Raw genomic sequence first — 17185 nt, 5'->3', positions numbered from 1 at the left:
GTTGGAAAGTCCCACTCTATCTATCAACTCAACTATATCAAAAACAATCTATTGGTCAAAAACACCAAAAGAACTTCCTATATATTTAAGTGGAATAGATAAAATTATTCTTTCGTCTTCTCCCATCCAGACTATACTGTCGGTTGTGGAATCACACCACATCAGCTTGCGCTCGCGGACTTCTTTAACTAAGATATTTGAGATTAATCTAGGCGTTGCAGTCGAAGATAATACTAAAGTATATCGAGACAAGACAACGACGAGTAAGCCGAAATAGCTAATTAAAGTCACCGCCGGTCGGGAATTACACCCAGCCCTGAAGACCCTTCTATCATAACAAAAAACGCTTGCAAGTGCAAGCATTAAGTATTCGTTTTCATGATTATTTCAACTTGTCAGTCTCATAGATATGAACCAAGTCCAAACCAGCAAAATTCTGTTGACGTAGAGCTTCGTATACGATCATACAAACAGTATTCGAAACATTGAGACTGCGGACATGTTCATCATTCATAGGTATTCGAAGTGCCTTTTCTGGATGTTCTCGCATAAATTCCTCAGGCAAGCCTTTATCTTCTCTTCCAAAAAGGAAATAGTGGTTCCCTTCCATTGTAAAATCGGCATCCGAATAAACCTTTTCTGCAAACTTGGAAATCAGGTAAAGTTGACCATCCATCTTGTCCACAAAGTCAGCTAGATTCTCGTAAAAATAGATTTCAAGCTTGTCCCAATAATCCAGACCCGCACGCTTCATTTTGCGATCATCGATAGGAAAACCCATGGGCTTGATAATATGAAGGGGACTATTGGTTGCTGCACAGGTACGCGCAATATTTCCTGTATTTTGTGGAATCTGTGGTTCAAATAATACAATGTGGTTTGTCATAACTTGCTTCCTTTTATCATTGCAAAAAAATAGCCACACTGCCCGGAGTCAAGCTCAGCAAACAGCGTGGTTAAGGCATCGTTAACTTACCTCACAACAGGTTTGAAGTAAATCAGCGAAACTACTTTCTTAGTATAACACTTTCAGATTGATTGTCAATAGAAACGTCTTGAATTTTTCACTTTTTTCACAAGCATATTTGCATAGTCAGAAAACACTCTAACAATTATTAAAATCGTTATATTACAGAATACCATATCTTGAAAAACAATGAAAATTTATAGGAAATAAAGACTTTTATGATTTGACTTTTAAGATTAGGAAATGTCTCGGAATAGATAAAAATAGCGGTTCTTAAGTGCATTTTTTTATAAAAAAGAGTATGATAGAAACATATTGAAAAAGTAGGTTAAATAACTATGAAAATTATCCTTGTCGGAGGGGGAAAAGTTGGTTCAGCCCTCTGTAGCTCTTTAGTAGCAGACGACCATGATGTCGTCTTAATTGAGCAAAATGAAACAGTCCTTAATTACATGACAAGACGTTTTGATATTATTGGACTTGCAGGAAACGGAGCTGACTTCGCTATGCTAGAAGCAGCTAATGTCCAAGATTGTGATATTTTTATTGCTATGACCCAGTACGACGAAGTCAATATGGTTGCAGCTGTTCTTGCTAAAAAAATGGGTGCAAAAGAAACAATTGTCCGTGTACGTAATCCTGAATATTCCAATCCTTATTTTAAAGAAAAAAATATTCTTGGATTCTCCTTGATTGTTAATCCTGAATTACTGGCAGCTCGTGCTATTGCCAATATCATAGACTTCCCTAATGCTCTTTCAGTTGAACGCTTTGCTGGTGGCTTGGTCAGTCTAATGGAATTTATTGTCCGAAAAGATAGTAATATTTGCCAAATGTCTATGGTTGATTTCCGTAAAAAATTTGGCAATGTCATTATTTGTGCTATTGAACGTGATCACAAACTCATGATCCCAAGTGGTAACATGATTTTAGAAGACAAGGACCGAATCTTTGTTACAGGGGATCGGATTGACATGATGCTCTTCCATAACTACATCAAATCTAGAGTTGTTAAGAGCTTACTAATCGTAGGTGCTGGTAAAATTGCTTACTATCTCTTGAAAATCTTGAAAGACAGTCGTATCGAAACAAAAGTTATCGAAGTCAATTCTGAAAGAGCAACCTTTTTTAGTGAAAATTTCCCTAAACTATACATCGTTCAAGGAGACGGAACTACCAAGGATGTTCTCTTAGAAGAAAGCGCGCAACACTATGATGCTGTCGCTACTCTAACTGGGGTCGATGAGGAGAATATCATTACCTCAATGTTCTTAGATAGTATTGGAGTTCAAAAAAACATTACTAAAGTTAATAGAACTAGTCTTTTAGAAATTATTAATACCCCAGATTTTTCAAGTATCATCACGCCAAAGACAATTGCTGTTGATACAATCATGCACTTTATCCACGGGCGAGCTAATGCCCAATATTCTGACCTTCAAGCTATCCACCACCTCGCTAACGGTCAGGTAGAAACTATACAACTTCTTATCAAAGAAGAAAATAAAATGACAGGCAAGCCTTTATCAAATCTCAAATTTAAGAAAGATATCTTGATTGCTGCTATTATCCGAAATGGAAAAACCATCTTCCCAACGGGCGAAGACACTCTTGAAGTGGGAGATAAATTGGTTGTCATTACCTTACTATCAAATATCACTAAGATCTACGATCTGTTAGAGAGGTAAGCCATGAATAGAAGTATGATTCGCTTTCTTCTCGCAAAACTCCTCTTAATTGAAGCAGTTTTGCTGCTAGTTCCAGTGGCTATTGCTCTATACTACCAAGAATCAAACCAGGTCTTTATCGCCCTTTTTTCTACTATTGGTATTCTAACAGTACTGGGTGGAGCAGGGGTTATCATTAAACCAAAAGAGAAACACATTTACGCAAAAGAGGGAGTCTTAATCGTTTCCCTATGCTGGATTCTCTGGTCCTTCTTTGGTGCTTTACCCTTTGTATTTTCAGCTCAAATTCCGAACCTGATAGATGCATTCTTTGAAATCAGCTCTGGATTTACAACAACGGGAGCAACAATTTTAAACGATGTATCTGTCCTAAGTCGTTCTCTATTATTCTGGAGAAGCTTTACCCACCTCATTGGAGGAATGGGGGTACTTGTCTTTGCCTTAGCAATTATGGATAACGCTCAGAACAGTCATATGGAAGTCATGAGAGCTGAGGTTCCTGGACCTATTTTTGGAAAAGTAGTCTCTAAACTTAAGAACACCGCACAAATTTTATATGTACTTTATCTAGCTCTCTTTGTCCTCTTTATCATTCTTTATTACATGGCAGGAATGCCACTCTATGACAGTGTCGTTATTGCTATGGGGACTGCTGGTACTGGTGGTTTCACTGTTTATAATGATGGTATTGCTCACTATCAAAGTTCTTTAATTACCTATCTCACAAGTTTTGGGGTCTTAGTATTTGGCGTCAATTTCAACCTCTACTACTATCTTATGCTGCGTCGAGTAAAGGAATTCTTTTTCGATGAAGAGCTACGCGCATATTTCCTAATTGTTATCACTGCTACCGGTCTCATCACTTTAAACACACTCCATCTTTATCATAGCCTTGCAGATAGCTTTGAGATGGCTCTCTTTCAAGTTTCAAACATCATCACTACCACTGGTTTTGGTTATGGAAATACTACTAATTGGCCACTCTTCTCTCAATTTATCCTTCTCTTATTGATGGCTATTGGAGGCTCTGCCGGTTCAACAGCTGGTGGTCTTAAGATTATTCGAGGACTCATTATGGCAAAAATTGCTAAAAATCAGGTGTTATCAACTTTATCACCTCACCGTGTCCTCACTCTCCATGTAAATCAAGCGGTTATTGACAAGGATACCCAGCACAAGGTTCTCAAATATTTTGTGATTTATGTTATGATTCTAATCAGCTTGATCTTTATCATCAGCTTAGACAATAATAATCTGATGATTGTTACTAGTGCTGTATTTAGCTGTTTTAACAATATCGGACCTATCCTTGGCACAACAGCAAGTTTTTCAATCTTTAGCCCTTTCTCAAAGATTTTGCTTGCTTTCGCTATGATTGCTGGACGACTAGAGATTTATCCTATTTTACTGCTCTTCATGAGAAGAACTTGGTCTAAACGATAAGAAGAATGAAACTAAAATCCTCTCAAATTCGAGAGGATTTTAGTTTCATTCATTTTGTGGTATCAGATAGAACAATTCCTACAAATATGTTATAATAAAGTAAATTTTCAGGAGGAACTTTAATGAATTTTTTTAAAGATTTTCGTAAACGACTTGCATGGTTTGGTATTTTACTGGTAGCCATCGTTCTTTCACAGACTCCAATGGCACTTCTAGGTTTGCTAGCCCAAACTGAGATTCCTTCCATCTGGTCTGGAATCATTATTAGCCTTGTTTCTATATTTGTTTTAGCTATCTTTTTGTATGGCGCTCATAAAAGTAAGCTTTTAGTGATTAAGAAAAAACTCTTTAGTATCAACGATTTGCCTAGAATTGCCTTGAGTTACCTAGCTATCTTTGTTGGAAATCTCATAGGTGGCATCATGTTACAATTACTTAATCAAACAACGACTTCCAACCAACAAATTCTCAATAATCTCTTCTCCGAAAGCTCACTTATTGCTATGTTCTTTCTAGTCGTTTTAATTGCTCCGATTTGTGAAGAGATTATCTGTCGTGGCATTATCCCAACCAAACTCTTCCAAGGATATGAAAAAGTGGGCTATGTACTAGGGTGGCTACTCTTTCTCCTAGCTCACGTTCCTTCAAATTTCCCGTCATTTATAATCTACGGTTGGATGTCTGCTGTCCTAACTTGGACCGCATACACAACGCGTCGTTTAGAAATGTCTATCGCCATTCATATGGTCCTAAATAGTGTCAGCTTTATCTTGCTTACTCTAGTAGTATTATTATCGAGATATATCGGCATGTAAGCTAGGACAGGAAAAAACTTAAAACAATTACTTAAAAACCCATGAATATTACTATTCATGGGTTTTCTATCTCTTACAACGGAAAAGTCCACGAATCGATCCCATTCGTGGACTTTTTCTAGTGAAGTGTTTAGGTAAGCCGATTTTTACTCTACGACACGGAGTTTGGCAAATCGATTCCATTTGTAAAACTCAGTAAGTGAGGCAGTTAGGATAACCTTCCCATCGGACTGTTACGACGTAAAGTTTTACGAATCGATAATATTCGTAAAACTTTACTAGTAGAGCGCCTAGCCAAGTTCCATAGAAACATGGCGTTAGTTACTTAGATTGTTACACAACTACATAAATTTACTGAACTACGACACGGAGTTTGGCAAATCGATTATATTTGCCAAACGCAGTTAGTAAGGCAGTTAGCTAGTTCGCCGAATAGCGACTAGCGTCCAACAATTAGGAACTTTAGTTCCAATTGTTAGTACTGAGTTACATCTTTTCTTCCAACTCCACATCTGGATACTTGTCTGCAAACCAACGAAGGGCAAAGTCGTTTTCAAAGAGGAAGACAGGTTGGTCAAAGCGGTCCTTGGCCAAGATATTACGACTCGAAGACATGCGTTCGTCTAAATCTTCAGGTTTAATCCAACGAACTGTCTTTTTACCCATTGGAGTCATAACCACTTCAGCGTTATACTCACCTTCCATACGGTGTTTAAACACTTCAAACTGGAGTTGTCCAACAGCACCTAGCATATACTCGCCTGTTTGGTAATTCTTATAAAGCTGGACGGCTCCTTCTTGTACCAACTGTTCCATTCCCTTGTGGAAGGATTTTTGTTTCATGACGTTCTTAGGAGAAACCTTCATGAAAATCTCTGGAGTAAAGGTTGGCAGTGGCTCAAATTCAAACTTGTTTTTCCCAACAGTTAGCGTATCTCCAACCTGATAGGTACCAGTATCGTAAACTCCGATAATATCTCCAGCCACGGCATTAGTGACATTTTCACGACTTTCAGCCATAAACTGGGTGACGTTAGATAGCTTAGCTCCCTTACCAGTACGAGGGAGGTTAACACTCATACCACGCTCGAATTCACCCGATACGATCCGCACAAAGGCAATCCGGTCACGGTGACGAGGATCCATGTTGGCCTGAATCTTAAAGACAAATCCTGAGAAATCCTTATCATAAGGATCAACAATTTCTCCGTCTGTTTTCTTGTGTCCATGTGGTTCTGGAGCAAACTTGAGGAAGGTTTCTAAGAAAGTCTGCACCCCAAAATTAGTCAAGGCCGAGCCAAAGAAGACTGGTGTCAAATCACCTGCAAGAATGGCTTCCTCTGAGAATTCATTTCCTGCTTCATTCAAAAGCTCAATATCATCTTTAACTTGTTCGTAGAATGGGTTGCTGGCAAAGAGTTTATCGCCATCTTCTAGGCTGGCAAAACGTTCATCACCTTTATAGAGTTCCAAGCGTTGGTTATAGAGGTCGTAGAGCCCCTCAAAGGCTTTCCCCATCCCGATTGGCCAGTTCATTGGATAACTTGCAATACCCAAGACTTCTTCCAATTCTTGCAAGAGATCTAGTGGTTCACGACCGTCACGGTCCAACTTATTCATAAAGGTAAAGACTGGAATCCCACGGTGTTTGACAACTTCAAACAACTTTTTGGTTTGGGCCTCAATACCCTTGGCAGAGTCCACTACCATTACCGCAGCATCCACCGCCATCAAGGTACGATAGGTATCCTCTGAGAAATCCTCGTGCCCTGGAGTGTCTAGGATATTGACTCGTTTCCCATCGTAGTCAAACTGCATGACAGATGAGGTTACCGAAATCCCACGTTGTTTCTCAATATCCATCCAGTCAGATTTGGCAAAAGTCCCTGTTTTCTTTCCTTTTACAGTACCAGCCTCACGAATCTCTCCTCCAAAGTAGAGCAATTGCTCAGTAATGGTTGTTTTCCCAGCGTCCGGGTGGGAGATGATGGCAAAGGTACGGCGTTTTTTAATTTCTTCTTGAATAGTCATATTTCTCTTTCTTTCTACTTTTTTATTAATTCAATTTATAATCACTCTTTATTACATCGGACCCTAACATTCCTTTCAACACTCCATTATATCGGATTTTAGAGAGTTTTTCAATCGCTTATAAAAGAAAAGCAGGTCAAGATACTAGACCTGCTCATAAGATTCTTTTATTCAATATTAATTTTGTATCGCTAGTTACAATCTCTTCAAAATTTAATTTTTTCTAGAGCAATTTTCTTTTGCCAACGTTTCTTAAACAAGATATCAAAGAGCACTAGGGCTGCAGATAGAATGATTGAAACCAGAAGATACTTTATCCATATAGGGGCATCTGGAATAAACGGCGTCGTATTCAAGAGTCCGTAATTCCCACCTGTCACTTGATTGACTCCAACTAGGAAAAGGTTGAGAATAAAAGTGTAGGCGATAATTCGATACTTTTTCAGCAAGGTCTTATCGTAGTGATTCATGAGATAGACCAGGGAATTGACCAAGAGGGCATAATGGCCAATCAGGAAAGAAAAACTGGTAATATGCGGAAAATCATAGGGGGCAAAAACAGGGTAGCCCAAGGCAAATACTGCTCCACTGGCTCCCAAAAGGGCAAAATACTGCTTAATTTTCCACTTATTTGGCAGGAAAAAAACAGCAAACATGGCCAGACGACAATGGTAAAGGGGCAGACTGTTTGAAAATGGAATGCTAAAACCTATATACCAGGTATAAAGAGCTAGCAGTTGAGCCATTTGTATCCACTTAAACAATCCAACAAATTTAGGATTTTTGTAGTAAGTAAGAGAAGCATAAATAGACAAGGCAAGAAGGCCTATCATAACTCCATACCAAAAAATCGGAATAGGCGGTGGCGTCGTTTGGGTTCTTGTAATAAAATGATGCATAAAGTCTCCTTATGGTAACAAATTCAAGTTTTAATCTGCCTGTTTGTATGTTTACATTTAACAAGTTGATTGATAAGGACGAGAGTAACTGTCATCAAACTGGTCACTATCAAATAGTTAAGCAAACTACCATGATTCCCAATCACAGGAGGCTTACTCATAAAGCCATAATTCCCTCCTGTCAAGAGGTTGGCAAGAAAGATAATGGCATTGACCCCAAAGGTCATCTGGCAAATTTTCCAAATATCCCCTTTTTTAATCTCATAATATCTGACAAGATAAATCAAGCAGTTGGCTAAGAGGGCCCAGTGCCCGAAAACATTGTTTAAAGACGAAACATGTGGGAAAGGATAGGGATAGAAAACCGGATAAATCAGAGCCATGATGGAACCAAAGACTCCTACTAAGGCAAAGTATTGTTTAAAAAAAGTCTTATTTGGGGCAAAAAGGATAATCCACATTGCCATACGACTGTGGTAAAAAGGGAGAGCCTCAGAAAGAGGCAGGCGTGCTGATATATACCATGCGTTGATAATCAGCAGTTGAATCAATTGTCCCCAATACCAAAAATTTTGGTAACCTTTGTAGCGTGCATATCTAATCGATAGATAAGTCACGACCACTAAAGATGTTGGCAAGAGAAAGTACCAAGGTCCCAAGTGAGGAGGAACTGTTGGTTTACTTGTAAAAAATAATTCCCAAATCGTCATGTGTCATCCTTAACTTCCTATAATTACTAAAAAATCCGTCTTTTTTGAATAACTAAATCCAATACTATTGTCTCTTCCAATTTCAACCATTATATCGAATTAAAAAGGGTTTGGCAATTTCTATTTCTTTTTAGCCTGACTTGTCTTATTTAGGGGAAAATATGGTAAAATAGAACAGATAAAGAATCATCATTTCACGAAAGGATATCCGATGAAAATTACGCAAGAAGAGGTAACTCACGTTGCCAATCTTTCAAAATTAAATTTCTCAAAAGAAGACACTGCTGCATTTGCGACAACACTCTCAAAAATTGTTGATATGGTCGAATTGCTCAGTGAAGTCGATACAACTGGTGTCGCACCAACTACAACTATGGCTGACCGTAAAACTGTTCTCCGACCTGATGTAGCCGAAGAAGGAACAGACCGTGATCGCTTATTTAAAAATGTACCCGAAAAAGATAACTACTATATCAAGGTGCCAGCTATCCTAGATGATGGAGGAGATGCCTAATGACTTTTAACAATAAAACTATTGAAGAGTTGCACAATCTCCTTGTCTCTAAGGAAATTTCTGCAACAGAACTAACACAAGCAACTCTTGAAGATATCAAATCTCGTGAGACAGCTATCAATGCTTTCGTCACTATCGCTGAGGCCCAAGCTCTTGCTCAAGCTAAAGCTATTGATGAAGCTGGTATTGATGCTGACAATGTCCTTTCAGGAATTCCGCTCGCAGTTAAGGACAACATTTCTACAGATGGTCTCTTAACAACAGCAGCATCAAAAATGCTCTATAACTACGAGCCTATCTTTGATGCCACAGCTGTTGCCAATGCAAAATCTAAGGGCATGATCGTTGTTGGGAAAACTAACATGGACGAATTTGCCATGGGTGGATCAGGTGAGACTTCTTACTACGGTGCAACCAAAAATGCTTGGGACCACAGCAAGGTTCCTGGTGGATCATCAAGTGGTTCTGCAGCAGCTGTATCTTCAGGGCAAGTCCGTTTATCACTTGGTTCTGATACTGGTGGTTCTATCCGCCAACCTGCTGCCTTTAACGGGATTGTTGGTCTCAAGCCAACCTACGGAACAGTTTCACGTTTCGGTCTCATTGCTTTTGGTAGCTCATTAGACCAAATTGGTCCTTTTGCACCAACTGTTAAGGAAAATGCCCTCTTGCTCAATGCTATTGCTAGCGAAGATGCCAAAGACTCTACTTCTGCTCCAGTCCGCATTGCTGACTTTACTTCAAAAATCGGTCAAGACATCAAGGGCATGAAAATCGCTTTGCCTAAGGAATACCTGGGTGAAGGGATTGATCCAGAGGTTAAGGAAACTATTCTGAGTGCTGCTAAGCACTTTGAAAAACTTGGTGCTATCGTTGAAGAAGTTAGCCTTCCTCACTCTAAATACGGAGTTGCCGTTTACTACATCATCGCTTCTTCAGAAGCTTCATCAAACTTGCAACGTTTTGATGGTATTCGTTACGGCTACCGCGCAGAGGATGCGACTAATCTTGATGAAATCTATGTAAACAGCCGTAGCCAAGGTTTCGGTGAAGAGGTGAAACGCCGTATCATGCTAGGTACTTTCAGCCTTTCATCGGGTTACTACGATGCATACTACAAGAAGGCTGGACAAGTCCGTACCCTCATCATCCAAGATTTCGATAACGTCTTTGCGGATTATGACTTGATTTTGGGACCAACTGCTCCTAGCGTTGCCTACGACTTGGATTCGCTCAACCATGATCCAGTTGCTATGTACTTGGCTGACCTCTTGACCATCCCAGTTAACTTAGCTGGTCTCCCAGGTATTTCTATTCCTGCTGGATTTGTTCAAGGTCTACCAGTAGGACTCCAATTGATTGGTCCTAAGTATTCAGAAGAAACTATCTACCAAGCTGCTGCTGCTTTTGAAGCAACAACAGACTACCACAAACAACAACCCGTGATTTTTGGAGGTGATAACTAATGAACTTTGAAACAGTCATTGGACTTGAAGTCCACGTAGAGCTTAACACCAATTCAAAAATCTTCTCACCTACTTCTGCCCACTTTGGAAACGACCAAAATGCCAACACTAACGTGATTGACTGGTCTTTCCCAGGTGTACTACCAGTTCTCAATAAAGGTGTTGTCGATGCTGGTATCAAGGCTGCACTCGCTCTTAACATGGACATCCATAAGAAGATGCACTTTGACCGCAAGAACTACTTCTACCCTGATAATCCTAAAGCCTACCAAATTTCTCAGTTTGATGAACCAATCGGTTACAACGGCTGGATTGAAGTGGAACTAGAAGATGGTACGACTAAGAGAATCGGTATCGAACGTGCTCACCTAGAAGAAGATGCAGGTAAAAACACGCATGGTACAGATGGTTACTCTTATGTTGACCTCAACCGCCAAGGGGTGCCTTTGATTGAAATCGTATCTGAAGCAGACATGCGTTCACCAGAAGAAGCTTATGCTTATCTAACAGCCCTCAAGGAGGTTATCCAATACGCTGGCATTTCTGATGTTAAGATGGAAGAAGGTTCTATGCGTGTGGATGCCAACATCTCGCTTCGTCCTTATGGTCAAGAGAAATTCGGTACCAAGACTGAGTTGAAAAACCTCAATTCCTTCTCAAACGTGCGTAAGGGTCTTGAATACGAAGTCCAACGTCAGGCTGAAATCCTTCGCTCAGGTGGTCAAATCCGCCAAGAAACGCGCCGTTATGACGAAGCTAATAAAGCTACTATTCTCATGCGTGTTAAGGAAGGAGCTGCAGACTACCGCTACTTCCCAGAACCAGACCTACCCCTCTTTGAAATCTCTGATGAGTGGATCGAAGAAATGCGTACGGAGTTGCCAGAGTTTCCAAAAGAGCGCCGTGCACGCTATGTCTCTCAACTCGGATTATCAGACTACGATGCTAGCCAGTTGACTGCCAACAAAGTCACTTCTGACTTCTTTGAGAAAGCAGTTTCCCTTGGTGGCGATGCTAAGCAAGTCTCTAACTGGCTCCAAGGTGAAGTCGCTCAATTCTTGAACGCCGAAGGTAAGACACTGGAACAAATCGAGTTGACACCAGAAAACTTGGTTGAAATGATCGCTATCATCGAAGACGGCACTATTTCATCTAAGATTGCCAAGAAAGTCTTTGTCCACCTTGCTAAAAATGGTGGAGGTGCTCGTGAATACGTTGAAAAAGCCGGTTTAGTTCAAATTTCAGACCCAGATATCTTGATTCCAATTATCCATCAAGTTTTTGCCGATAACGAAGCCGCTGTTGCCGACTTCAAGTCAGGCAAACGTAACGCTGACAAGGCCTTCACAGGATTCCTCATGAAAGCAACCAAAGGCCAAGCCAACCCACAAGTAGCTCTTAAACTACTTGCCCAAGAATTGGCTAAGTTGAAAGAGAACGAGTAAATATACTTTCGTTAATAGCCTTTTCTACTAAAAATAGAATAAGGAGAATAAATGAACAAATTTTTACGAGTACTATTTATCTTAGTTATTGTCGCAATGTTGGGTGCTTCCATTCTACAAATCTTTTTCCCATCATATATGGGAGAGCATTCTGGTTACGGAATTTCTGCAGGATGGCAAAGAGAAATTGGAATTTGGAATCTAGCCGTCTTAATTATTATTCTTGCCGTTAATATTAAGTACGATTGGTTTTACCTGAGAATTGCCCTTCTTGCCCTCATTATTGGTGGTATCGGAATAGGAACAAATCATTTGCTAAATTTTATTGAATATCATTCTCCTGTTAATGCGATTGGTGCTATCGAGAATTATTTACTCGTGTTGGGTTGGATTATAGGGTGGTTTATTGAAAATAAAACTATAAAACTATAAAACTCCTTATAGACATAAAATTTAGCAAAAACTATTTTTGTACTCACATAGTTAGGAGACATATGAAAAAGTTATATACTCTTATCGCTGCTTGCTTGCTTCTTCTCTTTGTGACACCCCTACAATCCATCGATGCAGGTGTCGGCCATTCTCGAAGTGGTAGCTCTAGTCGCAGTAGCTCACGAAGTAGTAGCAGTTCTCGAAGTAGTAGCTCTAGCCGAAGTCGTTCAAGTGGTAGTTCTTCTTCCAGAAGCAGCTATCGTTCTGGCGGTAGTTACTCGAATTTGGGGGATTCTTTAAGCACTGGCATGAACATTCTGATTATGTTTGGTGTCGGAGGTTTCATACTCTTCATGCTTATCAAATATCTGAATGACCAGAATTCATCATCTGGTAAATCTTATGGAAGTTCGACTAACTACCAACCACAACCAACTATCCATCGTCGAGTTGAAAATAATAGCCAAGCCATTGATCGACTTAGATACTATGATCCAAACTTTGATGCCTCTGCTTTCACTTCATGGGCTAAAGAAGTTTATATCCAGTTGCAGGCTGCTTGGACTAAAAAGGATTGGAACTTGGTGCGTTCTCTTGAAAGTGTTAGTCTCTATACTCAACACAGTGCTCAACTGGAAGACTATATCCAATCTCAAAAAACGAATGTTTTGGAACGCGTTTACGTTGAAAATGTTCGAATCAAAGATTTCAATAGTAATCCAGATGGAAACGATACTTTAGTCATCGTTTTATCATCTACCTTGAGAGACTATGTCATCGAAGACAAGACTCGTAAGGTTATTGAGGGAGACCCTCAAAAAGATCTATTTACAGTTTATCAAATGAACTTCATCCGCAAACATGGCAGTCAAACTGAAAGCTCTGTCCAAGATGAAGCCGTTAGCGACCGCTGTCCAAACTGTGGCGCACCACTGAAAATATCAGCTATCAGCAAATGTGACTATTGCGGGTCTGATATCACCCGTAGTCCTAACCAATGGGTTCTTGATACCTATGAAGTTGTGGATGAAGACGAACTTTATAATTAGGAGGAAATTATGGGATTTATTCGTATGGCCAAAGAGCAGATTAAGGGAGTTGTTGATGTTGCCAAATCTGCTGGTATTAATAGTTTTAATGACAGTAAATTTAAGGAAGCCGTTGTACTTCCCGAACACGTATCATCAGAAGCATTAGCTGTTAAAGGAATTCTTCTTACAAAAGACCCTGACGGAGTTTCTAGACAAGGTAATCAACATACAGGACTTTTAACAGATGGTTCTGTCGTAATTGTGCCACAAGGTTATGTTGCTATCCTTGTAAATAACGGTACTTTCCTTGGTGATGTCTTAGAAGCTGGTAGCCATGAATGGCGCTCTGGAGACAACGCTTGGCTTCTAGAAAAAGGTGGAATAAGAGGAACTTGGGAAAACTTCAAGCACCGCTTTTCATTTGCTGGTCAAGTCGTTACTCAACAAGAAATCATCTTTGTCCGTGTCCAACCAATCGCAGGGAATAAATTTGGCACTCAAAATGCTGTAGAATACTTCAGTGAACGTTACCAACAATTGCTCAATATCCGTTTCTATGGTTTGTTCGACATCAAGATTTCTGACCCAGTACTTTTCTACGTTAGCTCTATCAGTCAACAAATTGACGAACATAAACCATTTACACTCCAAGATATTGCTCAAGGAACTCTTAGACAAAATATTTCCCCTAAAATTGCAATCGCAATTGCCAAATTCACAAATGAGTACCGTGTTGATATCTATAGCCTAAATGCTAATCAAGATACTTTTAATGAAATCGCTAAACAAGAAGTCAACAAGGTATGGACTAGTCTTTACGGTATTGAAGCAACCAATATCCTTCTTGAAGACTTGAGTTACGATCAAGAAAGTCTTGAAATTGTTCGCAAGCTTGACAGCGAACTAGTTGCCATGAAATACAACACGATTGAGATTGAAGAACGTCGTGCTCGTAACGAAGCTCTCATCGCTGCTGCTAATAATGAAGGTAATGGCAATGGAATGAACATGATTATGGGGATGAACCTAGGACAAACACTTGGCGGTCAAATTAACCAGCAAGCTCAACCTTTGAACCCAAATCAAAGCTATACCCCAGTACAACCTGCTGATCCAAACCAAGCTTTGACTTCAGGACAAACTGCAAATCCTGAGCAAGTGTCTAGCCCAGTACAATCTGCAAATCCTGAACAAGCTACTAATCCAACAGTCACAAGTCCAGCAGAAGAGACAACTAATCCTGAACCAACGACTAATTCAGAACAAACTGCAAGTAAAAACTTTTACATCGAAGTAGATGGAAAATATGTTTTAGTAACTAGAAATGAAAATGGGGATATTGTACCCGTCAACTAGTTCATCTTCTCTGATATTTGAGAATTTTAGGCTATTATGATACAATAAAGAGTAAACTATTTATAAAAGAGGTATAAACATGATTGAAGCAAGTAAACTAAAGGCTGGTATGACCTTTGAAACAGCTGACGGAAAATTAATTCGCGTTTTGGAAGCTAGTCACCACAAACCAGGTAAAGGAAATACGATTATGCGTATGAAATTGCGTGATGTCCGCACTGGTTCTACTTTTGAAACAAGCTACCGTCCAGAGGAAAAATTTGAACAAGCGATCATCGAAACTGTACCAGCACAATACTTGTACAAAATGGATGAAACAGCTTACTTTATGAATACTGAAACTTACGACCAGTATGAAATTCCTGTTGCTAATGTTGAAAACGAATTGCTTTATATCCTTGAAAACTCTGATGTTAAAATCCAATTCTACGGAACTGAAGTAATCGGTGTAACAGTACCTACAACTGTTGAATTGACAGTTGCTGAGACTCAACCATCTATTAAAGGTGCTACTGTTACAGGTTCTGGTAAACCAGCAACTATGGAAACTGGTCTTGTCGTCAACGTTCCTGACTTTATCGAAGCAGGACAAAAACTTGTGATTAACACTGCCGAAGGAACTTACGTTTCTCGCGCTTAATCTCTAGAAAGAGGTCATTCTATGGGAATTGAAGAACAATTTGGCGAAATCGTTATCGCCCCACGTGTACTTGAAAAAATCATTGCTATTGCTACTGCTAAAGTAGAAGGAGTCCACTCTTTCTCAAATAAATCAGTATCTGATACTATTTCAAAACTCTCACTTGGTCGCGGTGTATATCTAAAAGAATCTGACGAAGAATTGACAGCTGATATCTATCTATACCTTGAGTATGGTGTTAAGGTACCTAAGGTAGCAATGGCTATCCAAAAAGCCGTTAAGGATGCAGTTCGTAATATGGCAGATGTCGAAATCTCTGCTGTCAACATTCACGTTGCTGGTATTGTGCCTGATAAAACTCCAAAACCAGAATTAAAAGATTTGTTTGATGAGGACTTCCTCAATGACTAGTCCATTATTAGAATCTAGACGCGAACTACGTAAATGTGCTTTCCAAGCACTTATGAGTCTTGAATTTGGTTCTGATTTAGAGACAGCTTGTCGCTTTGCCTACACTCATGATCGTGAAGACGAAGAGGTAAAACTCCCTAGCTTTCTTACAGATCTAGTATCGGGTGTTCAAGCTCAAAAAGAGGATTTAGATAAACAAATTACTCAGCATTTGAAAACAGGTTGGACAATTGATCGTTTAACCTTGGTTGAAAAAAGTATTCTACGTTTAGGAGTTTTTGAAATCACTTCCTTTGATACTCCTCAACTCGTAGCTGTTAATGAGGCTATTGAGCTTGCTAAGAGCTTTTCAGATCAAAAATCTGCCCGTTTTATCAACGGACTCCTTAGTCAATTTGTAACAGAAAAAAATTAAATACAAGAAAAAGTGTTTGACGAATGTCAAACACTTTTTCTTTGCTTCACTCTATCTAAAAAAACGATCATAGATTAAATTAGAAAGCAACAACCAGATGAAATCTGCATGAATGAGAAAGTTAATAAAAATATGGCACAGGATTGTGATTTTTAGATTCTTTGTCCAACGGTAGACTAAAGCAAAGAAAAGACCGAAAAAACAATAAATCATCAAACTGATGGGGTCGCGATGGGACAATACCAAATGACTGAGCCCAAATATAAGAGCTGATAAGATGACATCCAAGTAGTATTTGGACTTAGGGAAAAAGGTATTCATAAAATAGCCTCTATGAACAATCTCCTCCAATATAGGCCCCAAAATGACAACTGAGATAAAAGAGAAGCAAGTCGTTAAAATAGTAGATTGCTCACTGAAGGATAGGACTGAAAGAAGGTCTTCAAAGATATAGTTGTTATTAATGAAGCGACTAAATTGTAAGTAAAAAGCACTTAACAACTGACGGACAAAATAAGCAGCCACTAAACTAACTAAAAGGTAAAAGAATCTGGATTTCTTCGAGCCCTTTTTCTCAAAAATATAGAGCATTTTTTTCCTTTTAAGCCAATAGATAACTAGTACTAAAAGAGCTAATTGCTCTACTGCTACAATAATAGAATAGCCATCCATACCCCAGACAAATAGCTTAGCCAGATAGAGACTACTGTAGTCTAGTAGATAAATTGATAGAAATACCAGTAATGTATAGATTCCCAAATAGCCTAGTTTTTTCATACTTACTCCTAAAAATCTTAGTTGACTGATTTCAATAGTATACATATTTTTTTGATTATTTTAGCAATTATTTCTTCAACAGTCAATTGTTAATCCTGAAATGTATTTTATAGAAGCCAAAAAGCTAGAGCTATTTTCTAGTTCT

General features: G+C 39.2%; 17 protein-coding genes and 1 riboswitch. Of the genes, 12 read left to right on the top strand and 5 right to left on the bottom strand.

Annotated elements, in window-relative coordinates; genetic code table 11:
* Positions 1-110 precede the first annotated feature (110 nt).
* Positions 111-328, bottom strand: a riboswitch (FMN riboswitch).
* A gap of 54 nt (positions 329-382) precedes the next feature.
* Positions 383-886, bottom strand: coding sequence for a tRNA (cytidine(34)-2'-O)-methyltransferase (locus BQ2679_RS04055; protein ID WP_075566447.1), 504 nt, complete (start codon positions 884-886; stop codon positions 383-385).
* Between the two features lie 419 nt (positions 887-1305).
* Here BQ2679_RS04055 and trkA point away from each other — a divergent pair, with 419 nt between their 5' ends.
* From trkA to BQ2679_RS04040, 3 genes are all read left to right on the top strand, one after another.
* The gene (gene trkA / locus BQ2679_RS04050; protein WP_075566444.1) at positions 1306-2655 is read left to right on the top strand and encodes a Trk system potassium transporter TrkA; all 1350 of its coding nucleotides are present in this window, start codon (positions 1306-1308) and stop codon (positions 2653-2655) included.
* Between the two features lie 3 nt (positions 2656-2658).
* Positions 2659-4098 (top strand): TrkH family potassium uptake protein, encoded by a 1440-nt coding sequence (locus BQ2679_RS04045; protein WP_075566442.1) that lies wholly within the window; start codon positions 2659-2661, stop codon positions 4096-4098.
* A 122-nt stretch (positions 4099-4220) separates the two neighbouring features.
* Positions 4221-4913 (top strand): CPBP family intramembrane glutamic endopeptidase, encoded by a 693-nt coding sequence (locus BQ2679_RS04040; protein ID WP_075566440.1) that lies wholly within the window; start codon positions 4221-4223, stop codon positions 4911-4913.
* A gap of 486 nt (positions 4914-5399) precedes the next feature.
* On the opposite strand, the gene BQ2679_RS04035 is transcribed toward BQ2679_RS04040, so the two are convergent.
* The 3 genes from BQ2679_RS04035 to BQ2679_RS04025 all read right to left on the bottom strand — a co-directional run bounded on the left by BQ2679_RS04035 (position 5400) and on the right by BQ2679_RS04025 (position 8553).
* On the bottom strand, positions 5400-6944 hold the full coding sequence (locus BQ2679_RS04035; protein ID WP_075566434.1) for a peptide chain release factor 3: 1545 nt from the start codon (positions 6942-6944) through the stop codon (positions 5400-5402).
* Between the two features lie 206 nt (positions 6945-7150).
* Positions 7151-7843: a YwaF family protein gene (locus BQ2679_RS04030; RefSeq protein WP_075566432.1), complete on the bottom strand. Its 693-nt coding sequence runs from the start codon at positions 7841-7843 to the stop codon at positions 7151-7153.
* Positions 7844-7866: 23 nt separating this feature from the next.
* A complete protein-coding gene (locus BQ2679_RS04025; RefSeq protein WP_075566430.1) occupies positions 7867-8553 on the bottom strand; it encodes a YwaF family protein in 687 nt (228 codons plus the stop codon).
* A 211-nt stretch (positions 8554-8764) separates the two neighbouring features.
* On the opposite strand from BQ2679_RS04025, the gene gatC reads away from it, so the two are divergent.
* The 9 genes from gatC to nusB all read left to right on the top strand — a co-directional run bounded on the left by gatC (position 8765) and on the right by nusB (position 16263).
* Positions 8765-9067 (top strand): Asp-tRNA(Asn)/Glu-tRNA(Gln) amidotransferase subunit GatC, encoded by a 303-nt coding sequence (gene gatC / locus BQ2679_RS04020; protein WP_075566428.1) that lies wholly within the window; start codon positions 8765-8767, stop codon positions 9065-9067.
* Complete coding sequence (gatA, locus tag BQ2679_RS04015; protein WP_075566426.1) at positions 9067-10533, top strand: Asp-tRNA(Asn)/Glu-tRNA(Gln) amidotransferase subunit GatA; 1467 nt, start codon at positions 9067-9069, stop codon at positions 10531-10533. The genes gatC and gatA overlap by 1 nt, the downstream gene beginning before the upstream one ends.
* Positions 10533-11978: an Asp-tRNA(Asn)/Glu-tRNA(Gln) amidotransferase subunit GatB gene (gatB, locus tag BQ2679_RS04010; protein WP_075566423.1), complete on the top strand. Its 1446-nt coding sequence runs from the start codon at positions 10533-10535 to the stop codon at positions 11976-11978. The genes gatA and gatB overlap by 1 nt, the downstream gene beginning before the upstream one ends.
* 51 nt (positions 11979-12029) lie before the next feature.
* Complete coding sequence (locus tag BQ2679_RS04005; RefSeq protein WP_075566421.1) at positions 12030-12410, top strand: hypothetical protein; 381 nt, start codon at positions 12030-12032, stop codon at positions 12408-12410.
* A gap of 62 nt (positions 12411-12472) precedes the next feature.
* Entirely contained in the window at positions 12473-13459 is a 987-nt protein-coding gene (locus BQ2679_RS04000; RefSeq protein ID WP_075566419.1) for a zinc-ribbon domain-containing transport protein, read from the top strand.
* A 9-nt stretch (positions 13460-13468) separates the two neighbouring features.
* Positions 13469-14797, top strand: coding sequence for an SPFH domain-containing protein (locus BQ2679_RS03995; protein WP_075566416.1), 1329 nt, complete (start codon positions 13469-13471; stop codon positions 14795-14797).
* 79 nt (positions 14798-14876) lie between these two features.
* Entirely contained in the window at positions 14877-15437 is a 561-nt protein-coding gene (efp, locus tag BQ2679_RS03990; protein WP_075566413.1) for an elongation factor P, read from the top strand.
* A gap of 21 nt (positions 15438-15458) precedes the next feature.
* A complete protein-coding gene (locus BQ2679_RS03985) occupies positions 15459-15848 on the top strand; it encodes an Asp23/Gls24 family envelope stress response protein (RefSeq protein ID WP_075566411.1) in 390 nt (129 codons plus the stop codon).
* Positions 15841-16263, top strand: a complete 423-nt coding sequence (gene nusB, locus BQ2679_RS03980; protein ID WP_075566409.1) for a transcription antitermination factor NusB — start codon at positions 15841-15843, stop codon at positions 16261-16263. Before BQ2679_RS03985 ends, nusB begins: the two co-directional genes overlap by 8 nt.
* A 51-nt stretch (positions 16264-16314) precedes the next feature.
* Here the strand turns inward: nusB and BQ2679_RS03975 are convergent, their stop codons facing one another.
* Positions 16315-17040 (bottom strand): CPBP family intramembrane glutamic endopeptidase, encoded by a 726-nt coding sequence (locus BQ2679_RS03975; protein ID WP_075566407.1) that lies wholly within the window; start codon positions 17038-17040, stop codon positions 16315-16317.
* Between the last annotated feature and the right edge of the window lie 145 nt (positions 17041-17185).

Source organism: Streptococcus timonensis, assembly GCF_900095845.1.
Lineage (GTDB): Bacteria > Bacillota > Bacilli > Lactobacillales > Streptococcaceae > Streptococcus > Streptococcus timonensis.
Note: the sequence above shows the minus strand (reverse complement) of the source record. Positions and strands in the feature narration are given on the sequence as shown.